General features: G+C 73.2%; 17 protein-coding genes. 12 read left to right on the top strand and 5 right to left on the bottom strand.

Annotated elements, in window-relative coordinates; genetic code table 11:
* The first annotated feature begins 92 nt into the window (after positions 1-92).
* The 3 genes from D7193_RS28870 (at position 93) to D7193_RS28860 (ending at position 3,353) form a co-directional block, all read left to right on the top strand.
* On the top strand, positions 93-704 hold the full coding sequence (locus D7193_RS28870) for a TetR/AcrR family transcriptional regulator (RefSeq protein WP_120782816.1): 612 nt from the start codon (positions 93-95) through the stop codon (positions 702-704).
* Positions 705-916: 212 nt separating this feature from the next.
* Positions 917-2,254 (top strand): acetyl-CoA carboxylase biotin carboxylase subunit, encoded by a 1,338-nt coding sequence (locus D7193_RS28865; RefSeq protein ID WP_120782815.1) that lies wholly within the window; start codon positions 917-919, stop codon positions 2,252-2,254.
* Between the two features lie 187 nt (positions 2,255-2,441).
* On the top strand, positions 2,442-3,353 hold the full coding sequence (locus tag D7193_RS28860) for a hydroxymethylglutaryl-CoA lyase (protein ID WP_120782814.1): 912 nt from the start codon (positions 2,442-2,444) through the stop codon (positions 3,351-3,353).
* A gap of 201 nt (positions 3,354-3,554) precedes the next feature.
* Here D7193_RS28860 and D7193_RS28855 read toward each other — a convergent pair whose 3' ends face one another.
* Complete coding sequence (locus tag D7193_RS28855) at positions 3,555-4,130, bottom strand: snapalysin family zinc-dependent metalloprotease (protein ID WP_120782813.1); 576 nt, start codon at positions 4,128-4,130, stop codon at positions 3,555-3,557.
* 143 nt (positions 4,131-4,273) lie between these two features.
* Between D7193_RS28855 and D7193_RS28850 the strand changes: the two genes are divergently transcribed.
* From D7193_RS28850 to D7193_RS28840, 3 genes are all read left to right on the top strand, one after another.
* Positions 4,274-5,806, top strand: coding sequence for an acyl-CoA carboxylase subunit beta (locus tag D7193_RS28850; RefSeq protein ID WP_120782812.1), 1,533 nt, complete (start codon positions 4,274-4,276; stop codon positions 5,804-5,806).
* 104 nt (positions 5,807-5,910) lie between these two features.
* A complete protein-coding gene (locus D7193_RS28845) occupies positions 5,911-7,059 on the top strand; it encodes an acyl-CoA dehydrogenase family protein (protein ID WP_120782811.1) in 1,149 nt (382 codons plus the stop codon).
* Positions 7,060-7,152: 93 nt separating this feature from the next.
* Positions 7,153-9,783 carry an ATP-binding protein gene (locus D7193_RS28840; protein WP_120782810.1) on the top strand — a complete coding sequence of 877 codons (2,631 nt, stop codon included), beginning with the start codon at positions 7,153-7,155 and terminating at the stop codon, positions 9,781-9,783.
* A 289-nt stretch (positions 9,784-10,072) separates the two neighbouring features.
* On the opposite strand, the gene D7193_RS28835 is transcribed toward D7193_RS28840, so the two are convergent.
* Positions 10,073-10,570: a MarR family winged helix-turn-helix transcriptional regulator gene (locus tag D7193_RS28835; RefSeq protein ID WP_120782809.1), complete on the bottom strand. Its 498-nt coding sequence runs from the start codon at positions 10,568-10,570 to the stop codon at positions 10,073-10,075.
* A gap of 100 nt (positions 10,571-10,670) precedes the next feature.
* Between D7193_RS28835 and D7193_RS28830 the strand changes: the two genes are divergently transcribed.
* Positions 10,671-11,252, top strand: a complete 582-nt coding sequence (locus tag D7193_RS28830) for a YceI family protein (RefSeq protein WP_120782808.1) — start codon at positions 10,671-10,673, stop codon at positions 11,250-11,252.
* A 291-nt stretch (positions 11,253-11,543) separates the two neighbouring features.
* Positions 11,544-13,022: a glutamate-cysteine ligase family protein gene (locus D7193_RS28825; RefSeq protein ID WP_120782807.1), complete on the top strand. Its 1,479-nt coding sequence runs from the start codon at positions 11,544-11,546 to the stop codon at positions 13,020-13,022.
* A 4-nt stretch (positions 13,023-13,026) separates the two neighbouring features.
* Here D7193_RS28825 and D7193_RS28820 read toward each other — a convergent pair whose 3' ends face one another.
* Positions 13,027-14,403 carry a hypothetical protein gene (locus tag D7193_RS28820; protein ID WP_120782806.1) on the bottom strand — a complete coding sequence of 459 codons (1,377 nt, stop codon included), beginning with the start codon at positions 14,401-14,403 and terminating at the stop codon, positions 13,027-13,029.
* Between the two features lie 124 nt (positions 14,404-14,527).
* Between D7193_RS28820 and D7193_RS28815 the strand changes: the two genes are divergently transcribed.
* Together D7193_RS28815 and D7193_RS28810 are read left to right on the top strand one after the other, a co-directional pair.
* Positions 14,528-15,211, top strand: a complete 684-nt coding sequence (locus D7193_RS28815) for a PASTA domain-containing protein (RefSeq protein ID WP_120782805.1) — start codon at positions 14,528-14,530, stop codon at positions 15,209-15,211.
* A 99-nt stretch (positions 15,212-15,310) separates the two neighbouring features.
* Complete coding sequence (locus D7193_RS28810) at positions 15,311-16,084, top strand: PASTA domain-containing protein (RefSeq protein ID WP_120782804.1); 774 nt, start codon at positions 15,311-15,313, stop codon at positions 16,082-16,084.
* A gap of 13 nt (positions 16,085-16,097) precedes the next feature.
* Here the strand turns inward: D7193_RS28810 and D7193_RS28805 are convergent, their stop codons facing one another.
* Positions 16,098-16,553, bottom strand: a complete 456-nt coding sequence (locus D7193_RS28805) for a hypothetical protein (protein ID WP_174242767.1) — start codon at positions 16,551-16,553, stop codon at positions 16,098-16,100.
* 101 nt (positions 16,554-16,654) lie between these two features.
* Positions 16,655-16,939 (bottom strand): hypothetical protein, encoded by a 285-nt coding sequence (locus D7193_RS28800; RefSeq protein ID WP_120782803.1) that lies wholly within the window; start codon positions 16,937-16,939, stop codon positions 16,655-16,657.
* A gap of 502 nt (positions 16,940-17,441) precedes the next feature.
* Between D7193_RS28800 and D7193_RS28795 the strand changes: the two genes are divergently transcribed.
* Both D7193_RS28795 and D7193_RS28790 read left to right on the top strand, forming a co-directional pair.
* Complete coding sequence (locus tag D7193_RS28795; RefSeq protein WP_120782802.1) at positions 17,442-18,323, top strand: helix-turn-helix domain-containing protein; 882 nt, start codon at positions 17,442-17,444, stop codon at positions 18,321-18,323.
* A complete protein-coding gene (locus D7193_RS28790; RefSeq protein ID WP_120782801.1) occupies positions 18,293-18,514 on the top strand; it encodes a DUF397 domain-containing protein in 222 nt (73 codons plus the stop codon). Before D7193_RS28795 ends, D7193_RS28790 begins: the two co-directional genes overlap by 31 nt.
* Positions 18,515-18,666 lie beyond the last annotated feature (152 nt).

Genomic DNA, 18,666 nt, shown 5'->3' with positions numbered 1-18,666 from the left:
TCACCACGGTGGCCGGCCCGGTGTGTCCACCTGATGAACTGGTCGGTAACCGTGCTTCCACCTCGCCGTGCGCGCGGGTCTACGCTTGCCCGGTGACGGTGGAGCAGCAGGCACGAGGCGCGGCGGGCGGTGCGACGAACGCGGGCCGGCGCCGCTCCCGCAAGGACGAGATCCTCGAAATCGCGGTCGGTCTCTTCGCCGCGCGCGGCTACCACGGCGTCTCGATGGACGACATCGGCGCCGCGGCCGGGGTGACCGGGCCCGCGCTCTACCACCACTTCGCCGGCAAGGAGGCCATGCTGGTCGCGGCGCTCGTGCCGGTGAGCGAGGGCCTGCTCGCCGGCGGTCGGGAGCGCGCCTCCGCCCACCCGGACGACCCGCGCGGCGCGCTGACGTCGCTCATCGAGTTCCACGTCGAGTTCGCGCTGGCGAACCCCGCCGTGATCGCCCTGCACCTCCACGAGCTCGACCGGCTCCCCGAGGAGCCGCGCCGCCGGATCCGGCGGCTCCAGCGGCTCTACGTCGAGGAGTGGGTGATCGTGCTGACCGCCCTGCACCCCGGCATGCCCGACGGCGAGGCCCGGGTGCTGGCGCACGCGGCGTTCGGCCTCATGAACTCGACCCCGTTCCTCGGCGGCGAGGTGGACCGCCGCCGCCGGGCCGAACTGCTCCGCGAGGCCACCCAGGCCGCCCTCCTGGCCTGACCCCCGGCCCCGCCCTGCCCCCCACCCCTCCCTCCCCGCGCCGCCGGCCGCCGGTTCGTCGGGTGATCAAGAGGTTTGCGTCATCATCCGGCCCCGGGATGACGCAAACCTCTTGATCACCCGCCGTCAGGGCCGGGGGGTCGGGGGGCCGGTGGGGTGGACGCGCGTGGTTTTCTGACACCGTCCCCACCCCTGGACGCGCTGGAGGAAAGATGATCGAGTCGCTGCTGGTCGCCAACCGGGGCGAGATCGCCCGCCGGATCATCCGCACCGCGAAGCGGCTCGGCATCCGCGCGATCGCGGTGCATTCGGAGGTCGACGCCGACCTGCCGTTCGTCACCGAGGCGGACGAGGCGGTCTGTGTGGGCCCGGCCAACCCGGCGCAGAGCTACCGCAACGTGGAGGCGATCCTCGCCGCCGCCAAGTCGACCGGTGCCCAGGCGATCCACCCCGGTTACGGCTTCCTGTCGGAGAACGCGGACTTCGCCCGTACCGTCGAGGCGAGCGGGCTGATCTGGGTCGGGCCCGGCGCCGACGCGATCAGCGCGATGGGTGACAAGATCAACGCTCGGAACCTGATGGCGGCGGCCGGTGTGCCGGTGGCGCCCGGCACCACCGAGCCGGCCGCCGATCTGGCAGCGGCGGTCGCGGCCGCCGCCGAGATCGGCTACCCGGTGATGGTGAAGGCCGCGGCCGGCGGTGGCGGCATGGGGATGGGCGTGGCCGCCGACGAGGCGGCTCTGCGCACGGAGTACGACAAGGTGCGCGCGTTCGCGGAGCGGATGTTCGGCGACGGCTCGGTGCTGATCGAGCGGTACTTCCCCCGGGTACGCCACGTCGAGGTGCAGATCCTCGGCCTCGCCGACGGCCGGGTGGTGGCGCTCGGCGAGCGGGAGTGCTCGGTGCAGCGGCGCAACCAGAAGCTGGTCGAGGAGTCCCCGTCGCCCGCGGTCTCCCCGGAACTGCGGGAGCGGTTCCTGGCCGCGGCCGTACGTGCGGGCGAGGCGGTGAACTACCGCAACGCGGGCACCGTCGAGTGCCTGCTGGACCCCGCCGCGAACGAGTTCTTCTTCCTGGAGATGAACACCCGGCTCCAGGTGGAGCACCCGGTCACCGAGCTGGTCCACGGCATCGACCTCGTCGAGGAGCAGCTGCGGGTCGCGTCCGGGCTCGCGCCGACGTTCGACCCGGACGCGCTGGCGCCGCGCGGCCACGCCATCGAGCTGCGCGTCAACGCGGAGGACCCGAAGCGTTTCCTGCCCGGCCCGGGTGTCATCGGCACGTGGAACGAGCCGACCGGTGACGGGGTGCGGGTCGACTCCGGGTACGTGGCGGGCAACACCGTGACCCCGTTCTACGACAGCCTCATGGCGAAGCTCATCGTCAGCGGCGCGGACCGGGCGGAGGCGATCGAGCGGGCGAGGGCGGCGGTGGCGGCGTTCGAGATCGCCGGCCCGAAGTGCAACCTGCCCTTCTTCGTCGAGCTGCTGGAGAACCCGGAGTTCCTCTCGGGCGACTACGACACGGCCATCGTGACCCGCATGCGCTGACCCCGGCCCCCGCACCCCGCACGGCCCCGCCCCCGCTTCGCCCCGGTGATCATGAAGTTATTGCCGCGACACGCCGACGTGGCGCGCAACAACTTCATGATCAACGAGGTGGGGTGGGGGCCGGCCGGCGGGGTGACATGCTGGAGGGACCAGGACCCAGCACCGCGTCACAGTGAGGTGACCCCTTATGACGAGCCTGCCGAACTCCGTGTCGATCCGGGAGGTCGGGCCCCGCGACGGGTTGCAGAACGAGGACCCGATCCCGACCGACGCCAAGGTGCGCCTGCTCGACGCGCTCTCGCGTACGGGCGTCGGGCGGATCGAGGCGGTGTCCTTCGTGCACCCGAAGGCGATCCCGCAGATGGCCGACGCGGACGAGGTCTGGCAGCGGGCCAGCCGGGTCGACGGGGTGCGCTACTCCGCGCTGGTGCCCAACACCCGAGGCGCGCAGCGCGCCCTGGCCGCCGGCTTCACCGAGATCGAGGTGGTCGTCTCGGCCAGTGACACCCACAACCGGCGCAACGTGAACCGGTCGACCGAGGAGTCGCTCGACGACATCGCCGAGCTGATCGACCTGCTGCACGGCGCGGGGGCGCGGGCCGAGGTGATCGTGGCGACCAGCTTCGGCTGCCCGTACGAGGGGGACATCGACCCGCAGCGGGTGGCCGGCATCGTGGACCGGGTGGTCCGCGACGGCGCGGACCGCGTGGCGTTCGGCGACACCACGGGCATGGGTACGCCGCGACGGGTCCGCGAGCTGCTGACGGCCGTACGCGACCGCAACGCCCACGTCCCGGTGCTCCTGCACTTCCACAACACGCGGGGGACCGCGCTCGCGAACCTGCTCACGGCACTGGAGCTCGGGGTCACCGAGTTCGACGCGAGCGTCGGCGGCCTCGGCGGCTGCCCGTACGCCCCGGGGGCCAGCGGCAACCTGGCCACCGAGGAGGCGGTGCACATGCTGCACGACATGGGCATCGACACCGGCATCGACCTGGAAGCCCTCATCGAGGTGGCCGAGCTGGCCGAGGAACTGGTGGGCCGGCAGCTGCCCTCGGGCGTCCTGCGCGCCGGCCCCCGCACCCGCCTGGCCGGCTGAGCGGGGCTCACCCGCCTGGCCGGCTGAGCGGGGCTCACCCGCCTGGCCGGCTGAGCGGGGCTCACCCGCCTGGCCGGCTGAGCGGGCCTCACCCGCCTGGCCGGCTGAGCGGGCCTCGCCGGCCTGGCCGGGTGAGCGGGACGGGACGAGCGGAGGGGCCGGCGCGATGCCGGCCCCTCCGTCGTCAGCGGAATCTGCCCGTCAGCCCACGGTCGCGGGGACGGCCGGCCAGCTGTCCCGGAAGACCTGGCTTCCGGTGCTGTCCGTGGCGCGCTCGGTGGCGCTGCGGGTGCCCGCGAAGAGGTTGCTGACCCGGCTCGCCTCGGCGCTGCTCGGGTACGGGTTGGTGCAGCTCGTGCCCGCGCTGCCACCGGACATCAGGATCGCGCAGCTGCCGTTGTAGTTGTCCGGCAGACCGAGGATGTGGCCGATCTCGTGCGTCATGATCCGCAGCGGGCTGTACTGCTGGGCCTGCTGGGTGTCGATGTAGACGCGGCCGTTGCCGAGGCTGGTCCGGATGGCGTACGAGCCGCCCCCGGTGATCTGGTAGATCCGGAGGTTGGAGCCGCAGTTCGCCGAGAGGGTCAGGTTCGTCGTGGCGTTGTTCCAGATCGACGCGGCCTGGTTGGCGATGCTGGCGTAGCTCGGTGCCTGGCTGGTGTTGTAGCAGATGGTCATGGCGGCGGAGGCGGGGCCGGGGTTCGCGACCGTGACGCCGAGCGTGGCCACCGCCGTCGCGACGGACGCGACCGCGAGCCGGGTGATCCGTGAGGTCATGGCTCACTCCAATCCGGAAGTGTCGGGGTGCCAGGAGCCTAGCGACATCCATAGGTACTTATCAATATCTGCCCGAGTGGTCCGGCGTGGCCGCGATGCGCTAACCTAACGATCGTTCAGGCCAGTACGGTGAGGGAGTCGGCGTGACGCTCGACGGTGAGGCACTGGAGCAGCTGCGCAAGCGCGCCAAGGCCGGCGGTGCGGACAAGTACCACGCGGCGAACGCCGCGAAGGGCAAGCTGTTCGCCCGCGAACGGGTCGCGCTCCTGGTCGACGAGGGCAGCTTCGTCGAGGACGGTCTGTACGCCAACGCGATGGCCGACGGGCTCCCGGCCGACGGCGTGGTCACCGGCACCGCCACCATCGACGGCCGGCCGGTCTGCCTCATGGCCAACGACTCCACGGTCAAGGCGGGCAGCTGGGGCGCGCGCACCGTCGAGAAGATCATCCGGATCATCGAGCGGGCCTACACGACCGGCGTGCCGATGGTCTACCTCGTCGACTCGGCCGGCGCCCGGATCACCGACCAGGTCGACCTGTTCCCCGGTCGGCGCGGCGCCGGCAAGATCTTCTGGAACCAGGTCCGCGCCTCCGGCTCCATCCCGCAGGTCTGCGCGCTCTTCGGTCCGAGCGCGGCCGGTGGGGCGTACATCCCGGCGTTCTGCGACGTGGTCGCCATGGTCGACGGCAACGCCAGCATGTACCTGGGCTCCGACCGGATGGTCGAGATGGTCACCGGCGAGAAGACCACCCTCGAGGCGATGGGCGGCGCCAAGGTGCACTGCGCCGAGTCCGGCGTCGGCCACTTCCTCTGCAAGACCGAGGCCGAGGCGCTCGACGTGGTGAAGCGCTACCTGTCGTACCTGCCGGCGAACTGGACCCAGGCGCCGCCCGCGGCGGCCGCCGCGGACGCGCCCGAGAAGGCCGACCTCGCGGCGCTCGTGCCGGCCAGCGAGCGGCAGGCGTTCGACATGCGGCGGTACGTCAAGGGCCTGCTCGACGAGGGGTCGTTCTTCGAGATCCAGGCGCTCTGGGCCAAGGAGCTGACCATCGGCTTCGGCCGGCTGAACGGCGAGGTCGTGGGCGTGGTCGGCAACAACTCGATGTTCAAGGGCGGCGTCCTCTTCGTCGACTCGGCCGACAAGGCCACCCGGTTCGTGCAGCTCTGCGACGCTTTCAACGTGCCGCTGCTCTTCCTCTCCGACGTGCCGGGCTTCATGGTCGGCACCGCCGTCGAGAAGCAGGGGATCATCCGGCACGGCGCCAAGATGATCACCGCGATCTCCGAGGCGACCGTGCCGAAGATCTGCGTGGTCGTCCGCAAGGCGTACGGCGCCGGCCTCTACGCGATGGCCGGGCCCGGCTTCGAGCCGGACGCCACCATCGCGCTGCCCACCGCCAAGATCGCCGTGATGGGCGCCGAGGCCGCCGTGAACGCCGTCTACGCCAACAAGATCGCCGCGATCGCCGACGAGACCGAACGGGCCGCCTTCGTGGCGGCGAAGCGCGAGGAGTACGAGCGGGACATCGACATCGTCCGGCTCGCCAGCGAACTGGTGGTGGACGCGATCGTCGAGCCGCACGACCTGCGTGCCGAACTCGTCCGCCGGTTCGCCGCCGCGCGCGGCAAGGACCGCCACTTCTCCCGGCGCCGGCACGGCGTCACCCCCGTCTGACCGCCGCGCCGCCGCGCTCACCCGCGCGGCGGCCGGCACAGGGTCCAGCACGACCCGTCCCGGCGTCACGAACGCCCGGCGGCCCGTCGACACAGGAGGAACCGATGGACTTCCGCCTCACCGAGGAACAAGAGGCACTGCGGGAGAGCGTGCGGGACTTCGCGCGCGAGGTGGTCGCCCCGGTCATCGCCGAGCACTACGAGAAGCACACCTTCCCGTACGAGGTCGTCCGGCAGATGGGCAAGATGGGCCTCTTCGGGCTCCCCTTCCCGGAGGAGTACGGCGGCATGGGCGGTGACTACTTCGCGCTCTGCCTGGCCCTGGAGGAACTGGCCCGGGTCGACTCCAGCGTCGCCATCACGCTGGAGGCCGCCATCTCGCTCGGCGCCATGCCGATCTACCGGTTCGGCAGCGACGAGCAGAAGGCCCGGTGGCTGCCGAAGCTGGTCAGCGGCGAGGCCCTCGCCGGCTTCGGGCTCACCGAGCCGGGCTTCGGCTCGGACGCCGGCGGCACCCAGACCCGCGCGGTGCTCGACGGCGACGAGTGGGTGATCAACGGGTCGAAGGCGTTCATCACCAACTCGGGCACCGACATCACGGCGCTGGTCACCGTGACCGCCGTGACCGGCACGCGACCGGACGGCTCGAAGGAGCTGTCGACGATCATCGTGCCCTCGGGCACCCCCGGCTTCACCGTGGCGCCCGCCTACTCGAAGGTGGGCTGGAACGCGTCCGACACCCACGAGCTGACGTTCGACGACTGCCGGGTGCCGGCCGCGAACCTGCTCGGCGAGCGGGGCCGGGGCTTCGCCCAGTTCCTGCGCATCCTCGACGAGGGCCGGATCGCCATCGCGGCGCTCGCCGTGGGCCTCGCCCAGGGCTGTGTCGACGAGTCGATCCGGTACGCCGGTGAGCGGCAGGCGTTCGGCCAGCCGATCGGCAACTACCAGGCGATCCAGTTCAAGATCGCGGACATGGAGCTGCGGGCGCACACCGCCCGCCTGGCCTACTACGACGCCGCCGCACGGATGCTCGCCGGCGAGCCGTTCAAGCGGCAGGCGGCCATCGCGAAGCTCCACGCGAGCACGATCGCCGTGGACAACGCCCGCGAGGCCACGCAGATCCACGGCGGCTACGGCTTCATGAACGAGTACCCGGTGGCCCGGTTCTGGCGCGACTCGAAGATCCTGGAGATCGGCGAGGGCACCAGCGAGGTGCAGCGGATGATCATCGCGCGCGACCTGGGTCTCTGATCCGGCCGGCCGCTGTCGGGTTTCGGCGTTCAGCCGTCGGCAGCCCGACGCTCGACTGCCGGTGGTCGCACCCGGTCCGTACTCTTCCACCCCGTGACTCCGGCTGACGATCGTCCGCCCGGCTCGGCCGGTCGTACCGCCCTGCCGGAGCTGCTGCGCTCACACCGGCTGGCCGCCGGCCTCACGCAGGCGGAGCTGGCGGGCCGGGCCGGCGTCGGCGTGCGGACGGTGCGCGACCTGGAGCGGGGGCGGTCCTCCCGCCCCCAGCGCACCACGGTCGAGCTGCTGGCCGGTGCGCTCGACCTCGGCGGCACGGCCCGGGCCGCCTTCCTCGCGGCGGCGCGGGGGCCCGTCGCCGACACGGCCGCCACCACGTGGAGTGGCGGGGGGCCGGGCGGCGGTGGCCCGGCGGTGGCCCTTCCACCCCCGATCGAGCTGATCGGGCGGGACCGCGACGTCACCGAGCTGGCAGGCATGCTCACCGACGACCTCGGGCCGCGGCTGGTGAGCCTGGTCGGGCTGGCCGGCGTAGGCAAGACCGCGCTGGCCCTGGCCGTGAGCCACGCGGTGGCCGGCAGCCACCCCGGCGGCGTCGCCGGAATCCTGGTCAGCGAGGGGTCCGACGCGGACGACGTGCTCGCCGCGTCGCTGGGCGTGCTCGGCGCGGCCCGGGTACCGGAACTCGCGGCCCGCCTGGCGGGCCGGCCGGCGCTGCTGCTCGTGGACGCCGCCGAGCGGGCGCCCGGCGCGGTGGCCGAGGCGCTGCACCGGCTCGCAACCGCGGTGCCGTCGATGCGGCTGCTGGTCGCCGGGCGGCATCCGGTCGGGCTGTCCGCGGAGCGGGTCTGGCCGGTCGCGCCGCTCGACGTGCCGCCACCCGAGGCCGAGGATTCCGGTCCCGCGGCGCTGGCCGCCTGGCCGGCGGTCGCGCTCTTCATCGCCCGCCTCGCCCAGGTACGGCGGGAGCCTCCCGTCCCGGCCGAGTTGCCGGCCCTCGCGGCGCTGGTCCGCCGGCTGGGCGGGCTGCCCCTGGCCATCGAGCTGATGGCCGCCCGCGGCCGGATCCTCGATCCCACCGAGCTGCTCGACCGGTACGGCGACCGCGTCCTCGACCTGGCGGCCACGGGTGACGGCGGGCACCGGCCTCGCTGGGACGGGCCGGGCGGGACGGATGGCGGTCGGACCGCTGCGGTGGTCACGCTCCGGGACGCGGTGGCGGCCAGTTACCGGCTGCTCGCCCCTGAGGAACGGGCCGCCCTGCGCCGGCTGGCCGCGTTCGGCAACCGCTGGTCCGTGGACCTCGCGGAGGAGATGCTCGCCGACGACGCGGACCCGGACGGCACCGTGGCCATCGACCCGGTGCCGGTGCTGAACCGGCTCGCCGAACTGGGCCTGCTGGGCGTACGCGGCACCGGGCCGCTGCGGTTCCGTCTGCTGGACGCCGTACGCGACTTCGCGGTGGAACAGGCGGCCGGTGCCGGGGAGCTGGCCCGGATCCGGCGCCGGCACGCCACGGTGATCGCCGATCTGGTGATCCGGACGGCTCCCGACATGGTCGGCCCCCGGATCACCGAGGCGGTGCACCACCTCGACCAGGTGAGCACCGACATCAGTTCGGCCCTCGCGTACGCGGCCACCGACGATCCCCTCACGGCGCTGCGCCTGGCCTCGTGCCTGGCCCGCTGGTGGCGCTTCCGCGGGCGTGACGTGGTCGGACGCCAGTGGCTGCGCCGCCTGCTGGCCGATCCGCGTACCGCCGACGCCGACCCGATGCTGCGGGCCTGGGCGTCGCTCGGGGTGGCCCGGCTCGCCGCCGAGCACGGGGCGGGCACCGAGGAACTTCCCGCCGCGCGGGCCGCGCTGGACGCGTTCCGCCAGGCGGGGGACGTCTCGGGTGAGCTGGCCGCCCGTACCGTGCTCGGCGCCCTGCTCGCCACCGGGGGCAGCCAGGACGAGGCGCGGGAGCACGCCGAGTCGGTCCTCCGGCTGGCCGCCCGGCACGGCCGCGTCCGCGACATGGCGGTGGCGCAGAACAACCTGGCCTGGCACGACATCCGGGTGGCCGACCTGGCCGCGGCCCGGCGCCGGCTCGCCGCGGTGGACCGGCTCGGCGCCCAGTGCGGTGAGCAGCGGCTACGGGTGCTCGCGCGGGCGAACCTTGCCGAGGTGGCCCGGCTCGACGGCCGGTACGGCGACGCGGTGGACCAGGGGCGGCGGGTGGCGGCGGTGCTCGGCGACCTGGGCGACCCGGGGCAGCACCGCCGTGTGCTCGGCCGGGTCGGGCTGGCGCTCGCCCAGGACGGGCGGACGGCCGAGGCGGCCGAGGTGCTGGAGGAGTTGCGTGCCTGCGCCCCGGCCCGCCCCTCCGCGACGGCGCACCGGGTGCCCCGCCAGCGGTCCGCCTCCTCGACGGCGCGTCCCGCCGGTGACTGGCCCCTTCCGGAAGCGGGGATCTGCGCGCTGGTCGAGGGACATCTCGCGCTGCACCGGGGGGACCGCGAGCTGGCGGCGGAGTGGTTCGCCGCGGCCGCGGCCGATGCCGAGGAGCAGGACCGGCGGGACGTGGTGGAGGCGTTGGTCGGCCTGGCGGCCAGCACCGGCGATCCGGCCGTACTGGACCGGCTCGACGGGGTGTGCCGGGAGAACGGGATCCGGCTGCTTCCGCAGGAGGTGGGCCTGCTCTACGCGCTGCGCGCGGCCCGGGGCGTACGGCCCTCGCGCTGACCAGACCGGCTGGGGCCGGAGGCGGGAGCGGGACTGCGGGCCGAGGTGGCAGCGGGGCCGGGGGCGGCGCGAGCGAAGAGCCCCCTTGGTGCTACCCCTCGCTTTTCGCCCGCGCCGTCACCCCCCGGTGCGTCCCCGCTGAGCCGAACACTAGCCAGCGCCGGCAAGGCGAATGGTCCGATTTCGGGGACCGTGTCCGGTGCCAGCGCCAGTTCTGCCGGTCTTTCTGCCGGTGCGGCGCGTCGTCCCTGTCTGCTGGCGCGGCGCGTCCGTCACCAGGTCGGGTTCCTCAGCAGGCCGCGTCCGCCGGCTTGTCCTCACCGCTGCTGCCCGCCGTCGCGCACGGATGCACGGCGTCCCGGATCTGGCGGAGCCCGTCGAGCATCGCCTGGAGGGCCGCCGGCTCGAGCTGGCCGGTGAACCACTCGTCGATGATGCGCAGGTGACCGGGCAGCACCTCGTCCAGTCGCTGCATGCCAGCGGCGGTGACCACCGCGAACGAGCTGCGCCGGTCGGTGGGACAGGCGCGGCGGGTGAGCAGGCCGTCCCGCTCCATCCGGTCCACCACGCGGGTGACGCCACTGGTGGAGAGGGACGTCTGCGCGGCCAGGTCGGTCATCCGGAGCTGGTTGTTGGGTGAGCGGGCCAGGCGGGTCAGCACCTCGAACTCGACGCCGGAGAGGCCGTGCTCCTCGAACTGGGCGGCGAACCGGGCCGACAGCCCGGCGTGCACCTCGTACAGGAGGCCGATGGCGGTGAGCCGGGAATCGTCCAACACGTTCTTCACCGCTTCATCGTACCAGTACTTGACACGGGGAATATTGCCGTGGCTATAGTTGCTTCGACAGTCGTTGGGCTACTAAACGATCCCCCTGGAGGAGAGCACCATGACCAGCAGCACCGATGCGGTTACCCGCGACTGGGAAGGCCTCACCATCCCGACCGCCGGCACCTACGAGTTGGACGCCGCGCACAAGCGGGTCGGTTTCGTCGCACGCCACATGATGGTGTCCAAGGTACGCGGTGAGTTCGTCGAGGCGAGCGCCACCATCACGGTCGGTGAGGACCCGCTGCAGTCCTCGGTGACCGCCACCATCCAGGCGGCCAGCATCACCACCGGCCAGGCCGACCGGGATGCGCACGTGCGCAGCGGCGACTTCCTCGACGTGGAGAAGTACCCGACGCTGGAGTTCCGGAGCACCGGCGTGAAGTCCCGCGACGGTAACGAGTTCGTCCTCCTCGGCGAGCTGACGATCAAGGACGTGACCCGCCAGGTCGAGCTGGAGGTCCAGTTCGAGGGTGTCGGCCGCAGCCCCTTCGGCCAGGACATCTTCGGCTTCTCGGCGCGCACCGAGATCGACCGCGAGGAGTTCGGCCTGACCTGGAACGTCGCCCTGGAGTCCGGCGGCGTGCTGGTCGGCAAGAAGATCAAGATCGAGATCGAGGGCGAGGCCATCCGCCAGGCCTGACGCCTCCTGCTCGCGTACGCCCGGGCCCGCGCCGCACTTCCGGCGCGGGCCCGGCGTCGTCTTCACGTGCGGATTGTCACGACTTGTTCGCCGCCACGGGCGGTGGCCGGCGCCGCGGGCGGGGTAGAGATGCCCCCGAGGGCGCACCCTCCGGCCCGGAGCCGGCCGGCTCGTGGACGGACAACCCGAATCGGCCTCTGGTTTTTGGCAGGTGGGCGCTCCTAACGTAATGGGCTGAACAACGCGCGACAGGGACGGCACGACCGGTTGCGCCTTATGCCGGGAGGGCACATGGGCAGGGACGTCTCGCAGGGCGCCTTCACCCGCGAGGACCGGGTCCGCTACCGGCAGAAGGTCCGGCGCTGCCTGGACGTCTTCGCTCTGATGCTGGACGACTTCGGGTTCGACGCCGACCGGCCGATGACCGGTCTGGAGATCGAGCTCAACCTGGTCGACTCGGCGGCCGAGCCGGCCATGCGCAACGAGGAGATCCTCGCCGACATCGCCGACCCGCTGTTCCAGACCGAGCTGGGCCAGTTCAACCTGGAGCTGAACGCCCTGCCCCGGCTCATCGAGGGCACCGGCTTCGCCGACTACGAGCAGGACCTGCGCGGCAGCCTGGCCCGCGCGGACGAGCGGGCCGCCAAGTCGGACGCGAAGATCGTGCTGGTCGGCATCCTGCCCACGCTCACCGAGGGTCACCTGGTCGAGGACAACCTGTCCACGAACGAGCGCTACCGCGTGCTCAACGACCAGATCGTCGGCGCCCGGGGCGAGGACATCGAACTCGACATCCGCGGCGTCGAGCGGCTGCGTACGCACACCGACTCGATCGCGCCCGAGGCCGCCTGCACGAGCCTCCAGTTCCACCTCCAGGTCGCGCCGGACAGCTTCGCCGACTACTGGAACGCGTCCCAGGCGATCGCGGGGGTCCAGGTCGCCATCGGCGCCAACTCCCCGTACCTGTACGGACGCCAGCTCTGGGCGGAGACGCGGATCGCCCTGTTCGAGCAGGCCACCGACACCCGCCCGGACGAACTCAAGGCCCAGGGCGTACGACCCCGGGTGTGGTTCGGCGAGCGGTGGATCACCTCGATCTTCGACCTGTTCGAGGAGAACGTCCGGTACTTCCCGCCGCTGCTGCCGATCTGCGAGGACGAGGACCCGGTGGAGGTGCTGCACGCGGGCGGGGTGCCCCAGCTCGGCGAGTTGCGCCTGCACAACGGCACGGTCTACCGGTGGAACCGGCCGGTGTACGACATCATGGACGGCCGCCCCCACCTGCGCGTGGAGAACCGGGTGCTGCCGGCCGGGCCCACGGTGGTGGACATGCTCGCCAACGCGGCCTTCTACTTCGGTCTGGCCCGTGCCCTGGCCGAGGCGGACCGGCCCATCTGGAGCCAGCTCACGTTCAGCTCGGCCGAGGAGAACTTCCACGCCGCCGCCCGCCGGGGCATGGACGCCGTCCTGCACTGGCCCCGGCTCGGCGACGTGCCGGTGACCGAGCTGGTGCTGGACGTCCTGCTGCCCCGGGCCGCAGACGGGCTGGACGGGTTCGGGGTGGCCCCGGCGCAGCGGGACCGCCTGCTCGGCATCATCGAGCAGCGCTGCCGTACCGGCCGTAACGGCGCCGCCTGGCAGACCGAGGCGGTCTGGGCCGCCGAGCGGCACCGGGGCATGGACCGCGACGCCGCCCTGCACCACATGCTCCAGCGCTACGCCGACCTCCAGCGCAGCAACGAGCCGGTGCACACCTGGCCGGTCGACTGACCGCTCAGCTCGTACGGCGCGACGACCGGCCCCGGCGGCCGGTCGGTGTGTCCGGCGTGGCCGCGCCCTCCTGGTCACCGGCTCCGACCGGGTCCACCCGGTCGTGTTCCGCGGCGCGTTGCGCCGGCACCCGCGCCCCCGCGGCCTTGTCCGTCGTAAGCGTGGTGGTCGCGCCGCCGTCGCTGCCGTCCCCCGGCACACCGGGTCGCGCCGGTCGGGCGGGCGCCGGTACGGCCGGTGCGGTCGTCGGCTCGGGCCCGTCGGGGCTGCCGTCGGTCGTGGCGTCGGGGCGCGTCCCGTCCACGCGGGGCGTCCCGCCGGCGGTGGCGGTCACCGCCCGCCGCGCGGTGCGCTGCGCGAGGGCGGCCACCAGCACCGAGCCACCGACACCCACGATCACCGCGTACGGGGCGATCAGGTGCGCCGAGACCTGCTCGGGGGTGATGGCCGACAGCCGGGGCAGCGCCAGCAGGTACGCGATCGCGACGAGCAGCGGACCGGCCGCGCCCGAGGTCGCCGCGCCGATGCGCTGCCGCGGGGCGCGGGCGGCGCGCCGGGCGGCCAGTGCCCCGATCACCAACGCGGAGCCGAGCGACAGCACCGCGCCGGGCCAGTAGAGGTAGTCCCGGATCCAGAAGTCCGGCCGGTCCGAACTGATCTGCCAGATGCCGAGCTGGGCACTGGTCAGCCCGCGACCGGCGAGCACGCCGTCGACGACCGCGACCACGGCGAGCAGCCACAGCCAGGCCACCGTCGCGACGACGTTGCCGGCGGCGGCGCGGGACCGCAGGGCCCAGAGCGCGGTGAGGACGCCCATGAGCACCCCGATCGCCGCGTACGCGGCCGCGACCCGCTGCGGCGTGCCGGTGTCCGGCGGCGACGCGACCCGGGCGGGCACCGCGACCAGCAGCACGGTGACGAGGCCGCCCAGGCCGGCGGCGACCGCGATGCCGACCCGGCGGAGTCGTCCCGGTTCCGTGGTCGGCCGGTCGACGGGGGCCGGGTCGGACGGTGCGGCGACCGGATCCGTGCCGGAGGGTGCGTCGGTGGCCGCGTCACCCGCGGCCGGATCGGCCCCGGGCGCTGCGTCAGTCGCTGCTTCACCGCTGACCGGCGGCGGGACGGTTGGGTCCACCGGCGCGTTGGCGCGGCCCCGCTCGTGCAGCCGGTACGCGCAGACCGCACCCAGGATGGTCGAGGTCGCGGCGATCCAGGTCGCCCAGATCAGGCTGGCGACCCAGGCCGCCGGCGCCGCGTCGGCGTCGGCCGGCGCCCAGTTGATGATGCCCAAGCCGTAGCCGAAGCCCAGTTGAGCCGCGCCCGTGCCGGCGGCAACGCCGGCCGCGGTCGCGATCGATCCTCCCCAGCCGCGTCTGGCCATGCCGGGCAGCGTAACGTCCCGTCGTCGGCGCGGCGAGTCGTCGACGACGACTGTCCCCGATGGACGGTCGCGCGGCGGCTTGGCGGCGACCGGTACGGTCGCCGGTGACTGAGGCGGTGGCGGGATGACGGACGGGCACACGGGCGGGGTCTCGCCCCGGGACGGCGGGGGCGGGTCGGGGCGGCTCGGTCTCGTGCTGGGCGGCGGGCTGGTCACCGTCATGCTCGCCACGATCGGGGCGACGGCGGGCTGGCTCCTGGCCGGCGAGGACGACGTACCCGGGGACCAGCCGGTGGCGGCCACGAGCACGACCGGCGCACCGAGCGTGTCGCCCACGCACCGCCCGACGGCGACCCGGACCACGCCGTCGGCGCCGCGCACCTCCGCGTCGACCGCGTCCGGGCTGTCGGTTCCTCCCGTGATCGGTACGGACTTCGTCGAGGCCCGCGACGAACTGCACGACCGGAAGTTGGGCTGGCGCCTGGTCTTCGGCACCGGGGTCGGCCGCACCGTCGAACGCACCGATCCCGCGGTCGGCAGCCCGGTGCGGCGCGGGACGACCGTGACCATGTACGTGGCCGGGCCGGCACCGACCACCGACGTGCCGGACGTCGTGGGCGACGACTGCGACGACGCGGCGGAGGAACTGGGCGAGGAGGGGCTCTACCCGCAGTACCCGAGCGGCCGGAGCGGCCGGGTGGTACGCCAGGAGCCGACGGCCGGCAGCGCGGCCCGCTGGAACGAGCAGGTCGCCATCTGGTGCGGTACGGAGAAGCCCACCTGGCCCGGGGTGTCACCGACGCCCTGATACGGGTCCGGCACGTCGATCCCAGGTGACGGTTGCGCCGACCGCTAGGTTGGCGGTCAGAGGGCCATGCCGCCCGCCCGGCTCGGGAAAGGACGTGCGATGAGCGACGACCACCAGGAGCCGACGCCGGGGGACCACGAGGGTGACGAGACCCGTCCCCTGCCGCGTCCGGATGCCGAACCCGCCGAGCTGACCCGACGACTGCCCGGCCCGGCCGACCGTGGTGGCCCGCCGCCGGCCGGCCCCACCCCGTCCGACGCCACCGCAGCGGACCGCACCGCCGCGTTGCCCCCGGAGCGGCCCTGGTCCGGGCGGGCCGAGGTGCCGCCGCCCCGGTCGTCGGACTACCGGGAGCCCTCCGGCGAGTGGTACGCGGAGGACCAGGGCGGCCGCCGCTGGTGGCTGCCGATCCTCTGGGGCGTTCTGGCGCTGCTGCTGCTCGCCCTGCTGGGCACCGCGCTGTGGTTGCTGAGCAACGTCGACGACGGAGACCGGACGGGCCCGGACCCGACGCCGTCCGCCTCCGTGGCCAGCAGTGCCGCGCCGACCAGCGCCGCGCCCACCTCGGCCGAGCCGACGACCGAGCCGCCGAGCAGTGCCCCGCCGACCACCGAGGCCGCGTCGGTGCCGGTGCCCCCGCTCGCCGGCCTGCCGCAGGAGACGGCTGAGGCGCTGCTGGACCGGTGGGGGCTGAGCCACCGGGTCGAGTACCGCCCGTCGGAGCTGCCGCCGGGCACCGTCATCGGCACCGAGCCCGGGGCGGGCGAGCCGGTGACCGAGGACGGGGAGGTCGTCCTCCTGGTCTCCGAGGCCGACCCTTCGGCGTCCCCGAGCGCGGTGACGCCGAGCCCCACGGCCACGGGCACGCCCTGAGGCCGGGGCGCCGTCACCACATTCGTCGTCTGGTGCCCACCAGGCCGAGCCCGGCCAGGGAGATGGTGAGCCCGATGACGCCGGACCAGAAGAGTGACCGGCGGATGTCCGCGGCCGCGTGCGGGCCGGTCGCCGGAGCGGCCTCGCCGGCGGGCGCACCGCCGCCGCCACCGGTCACGGAGTCCTCGTGACCGCCCGGTCCCGTGCCGGTGTGGGCGTCGCTCGGGTCGTCGACGCCGGGAGTGCCGTCCCAGCCGGGCTCGTCGTCCGTGGCCGGCGAGGCGCCCTCGCCGATCACGGTGATCTCCGGTGCGGGCACCGGTTCGGACAACTGGGTGGAGGAGAGAGCGGGATCGCGGACCAGGACCACCAGGGTGGTCGCGGCGCCGAAGAGCGCCAGGAGTCCGAAGGCATAGGCGATACGGGAGCGGTGGGGCCGCCGCGCGGCGGGCATATTGAGCATGGCCATCCCAGGTTCAGGGTCCTGGACGCGCGGGGTGGAACGTGCCGGGGTGGGCGTGCCTTGAGTCTAAGGCGAGACACGCCCACGAACGGCGGATTCGGCGCTGGTCAGCCCACCCGGACCGGCGTACGCGAGACCGGACGGCGCTGCCGTACGGTGTGCGGTCGCTGTTCCGGCGCGGGTCGCAGCTGGCGCAGCCCCTGCCGCTGTACGTAGATCGACCGCCGGTTGACCGCGTCCCCCGCCGCGTTCAACTCGTAGCCGTCGAGCCAGAGCCAACCGTCGTAGGTCGGCCAGTCGAGCACCCGGATTACCCGGAACATGAAGGGCCGGAGGAACTGGACACTCGCCGCGCGAGTCACGTGCAGTACGTCACCAGAGCGGGGAAGCACATGGGCTCCTGGAGAGGGTCGGCCGGCGTGCGCGCCGGCGATGTCGGATCGGGGGACGTCTCTCCACCGGGGGACGGGGTCGTGCCTCCTGAGCCGGCGGTCGTGCGGGTGGTGGTGGTCGGGCCGAACCCGCTGGTGGCGCGTCGCCACCCGACCAACACCCGACTGCTCCCGGGTATCGCGCCCGCCGCCACAGCCAGCTGGCTTGCAGCGGCGGGGACATCGCCCCGGTGCAGACCTCGTCGCAGCCCGGGCCGGGCCGTCCGGACGCCCGACCCGTCTGGCATGATCACTAACGGGGATCGGACGGGGACGGTGAGTGACCCGTGCATACGGACAGAGTGCACCAGTGGCGTCTGACATGCAAGTTGCACGTAGCGTTTTGCCGAGACGTGAGTGCACCACGCAAATCAGCGCTTGAAGCCGTCCGCCCCCGGACTGCACACTGAGGGCCGGTTTCCGGGCGGGCGTGTGCCCGCCCGCGGCGGATCGGGGTGGAGCGGTGAGCGAACGGCGCAGTCCGACCATCCGCCGGCGCCGGCTCGGCGCGGAACTGCGGCGCCAGCGCGAGGCGGCCGGCATCACCATCGAGGCGGTGGCCGAGCAGCTGGAGTGCTCGGCGTCGAAGATCTCCCGGATCGAGACCGGCCACACCACGGCCACCCCGCGCGACGTGCGGGACATGCTCCGGATCTACGGGGTCGTCGGCGCCGAGAGCGACGAGCTGGTCCAGATCGCCCGCGAGGCCCGCCAGAAGGGCTGGTGGCACCCGTACAGCACGGTGCTGGTCGGCGCGTACGTCGGGCTGGAGGCCGCGGCGAGTTCCATCCGGGCGTACGAGCAGCAGGTGGTGCCCGGGCTGCTGGAGACCGAGGAGTACGCGAGCGCGATGATCCGTGCCGCCCGGCCGGACTTCAGCGCCGACCAGGTCGCACAACGTGTCCGTGTCCGGCTCGGTCGACAGTCGTTGCTGACACAGGATGATCCGGTCGATCTGTGGGTGGTGCTCGATGAGGCGGTGGTGAGCCGACCGGTGGGCGGGGACGAGGTCATGCGTAACCAGCTCAGACGGCTCGTCGAGGTGGCCGAGCTGCCGAACGTGACGTTGCAGATCCTGCCGTTCGACGTGGGGGCGCACGCCGGCATGGACGGCACCTTCACGATCCTCAGCTTCCCCGAACCCGGTGATCCGGATGTCGTGTACGCGGAGAACGCCACGGGTGGGCTCTTCCTGGAGAAGAGCGACGAACTGCAGAAGTACAGCTTCATCTTCGATCACATTCGAGCGGCGGCCATCCGTCCGGAGGAGTCCATCGCACACATCGCGAAACTGGCAGAGGAGCCGTTGTGGAAATGGCGACCAAGGGGTTCCCCGTGGACCTGACGCAGGCAACGTGGTTCAAGAGCTCGAAGAGCGGGCCGAACTGTGACAACTGCGTGGAGGTGGCGTACGTGACCGGGGCGGTCGGCGTTCGGGACTCGAAGGACAAGACCGGGCCGGCCCTGATCTTCGGTCGGGGTGACTGGCGCGCCTTCGTCGCCGGCACCAGGGACGGCGCCTTCGGCCCGGCCTGAGCACCGCGAGGCAGATGACGGGCGGGCCGTGCGCAGCCCGGAAATGGCGTCGACCGTTTGGCGCGTCACGATCCGCCGGGAATCCCGTCGCCACATCCGTCCCGCCTCGTTGTACCCGTCGGTACGGCGCCGGTCGACAACCGGCCGCGGGA

This window comes from Micromonospora costi (assembly GCF_003626655.1).
Taxonomy (GTDB): Bacteria; Actinomycetota; Actinomycetes; order Mycobacteriales; family Micromonosporaceae; genus Micromonospora; species Micromonospora costi.
The sequence above is the reverse complement of the archived record's forward strand: the minus strand, read 5'-3'. Positions and strand labels throughout refer to the sequence as shown.

Bases quoted from the DNA above. Each gene is read 5' to 3' on its own strand.
- D7193_RS28865 (WP_120782815.1), top strand. From the start codon at position 917: ATGATCGAGTCGCTGCTGGTCGCCAACCGGGGCGAGATCGCCCGCCGG.
- D7193_RS28860 (WP_120782814.1), top strand. From the start codon at position 2,442: ATGACGAGCCTGCCGAACTCCGTGTCGATCCGGGAGGTCGGGCCCCGC.
- D7193_RS28855 (WP_120782813.1), bottom strand. From the start codon at position 4,130: ATGACCTCACGGATCACCCGGCTCGCGGTCGCGTCCGTCGCGACGGCG.
- D7193_RS28845 (WP_120782811.1), top strand. From the start codon at position 5,911: ATGGACTTCCGCCTCACCGAGGAACAAGAGGCACTGCGGGAGAGCGTG.
- D7193_RS28830 (WP_120782808.1), top strand. From the start codon at position 10,671: ATGACCAGCAGCACCGATGCGGTTACCCGCGACTGGGAAGGCCTCACC.
- D7193_RS28825 (WP_120782807.1), top strand. From the start codon at position 11,544: ATGGGCAGGGACGTCTCGCAGGGCGCCTTCACCCGCGAGGACCGGGTC.
- D7193_RS28820 (WP_120782806.1), bottom strand. From the start codon at position 14,403: ATGGCCAGACGCGGCTGGGGAGGATCGATCGCGACCGCGGCCGGCGTT.
- D7193_RS28815 (WP_120782805.1), top strand. From the start codon at position 14,528: ATGACGGACGGGCACACGGGCGGGGTCTCGCCCCGGGACGGCGGGGGC.
- D7193_RS28810 (WP_120782804.1), top strand. From the start codon at position 15,311: ATGAGCGACGACCACCAGGAGCCGACGCCGGGGGACCACGAGGGTGAC.
- D7193_RS28805 (WP_174242767.1), bottom strand. From the start codon at position 16,553: ATGGCCATGCTCAATATGCCCGCCGCGCGGCGGCCCCACCGCTCCCGT.
- D7193_RS28790 (WP_120782801.1), top strand. From the start codon at position 18,293: ATGGCGACCAAGGGGTTCCCCGTGGACCTGACGCAGGCAACGTGGTTC.